At 71.0% G+C, this 749-nt stretch carries 1 protein-coding gene; it reads left to right on the plus strand.

Annotated features, from left to right (window positions below; genetic code table 11):
- The first annotated feature begins 172 nt into the window (after window positions 1-172).
- On the plus strand, window positions 173-394 hold the full coding sequence (locus tag RF647_RS19040) for a hypothetical protein (RefSeq protein ID WP_368813101.1): 222 nt from the start codon (window positions 173-175) through the stop codon (window positions 392-394).
- Window positions 395-749 lie beyond the last annotated feature (355 nt).

The raw sequence follows: 749 nt of genomic DNA on the forward strand, positions 1-749 counted from the left end.
CCATCGGCTACCTGGTGTCCCGCGGGCTGGCCAAGTCCGGCAGCCGCGAGTACTACACCGCCTGAGCACCCCTTCCGGTCTGCGGCGATCCGGGTCCTGTTCCAGGGCTCGGATCGCCGCAGACCGCGGGCAACGCATCACACCTCACCGCACGACATGAACAGGACGCCTCATGACCACCACTGATCGATGGATCCACGACCTGGCCCGGGTGCGTCCCGGGGACCGGATCGAGGTGTGGGATGAGCAGCACCTGCGCCATGCCGGCACGGTGAGCCAGGTGGCGGCCCACCTGGGTGTGCTGTGGGTGCGCGAGGCCAGCACCGGGCTGCCCCGGATGGTTCCCACCGAGGGTCACCGCCTGCGCCACGCCTCGGCAGCCCACGCCGCCTGAAGCGGTCGCAATCCTCCGGTCACCGGTGCGTCCCCGTCGGCGGAAGCCTCCGGTCGGGGGAGGCACCAGAACGAGCTGTCATGCCCGCCTCGGCCCGGCCACCCCGTGCCGAGGCGGGCATCACCACTTGTGAAGGCCCCCCACGTCGTCAGAGTCCCGACCCGGCGCAGCCACCGCACCAGAAGCGGCGCCGGCTCCGCGACCATTCACCGGCTGCCCGGCCCCGTGCAGCCAGGCCACCGTTGACCAGTAGGGCCACTTTTCGTGCGAGAAATCACCGGCTATCGATGCCGCCGCGACAGCGTCTGGTGCCCAGTGGACTCGCCCGGCCCCGCTGGGCCCAGGAGGACCTCAT

Origin of the sequence: Kocuria sp. CPCC 205263 (genome assembly GCF_040981075.1) — a bacterium.
GTDB lineage: Bacteria > Actinomycetota > Actinomycetes > Actinomycetales > Micrococcaceae > Kocuria > Kocuria rosea.

Coding starts and splice junctions, on each gene's coding strand:
- RF647_RS19040 (WP_368813101.1), top strand. CDS start 173: ATGACCACCACTGATCGATGGATCCACGACCTGGCCCGGGTGCGTCCC.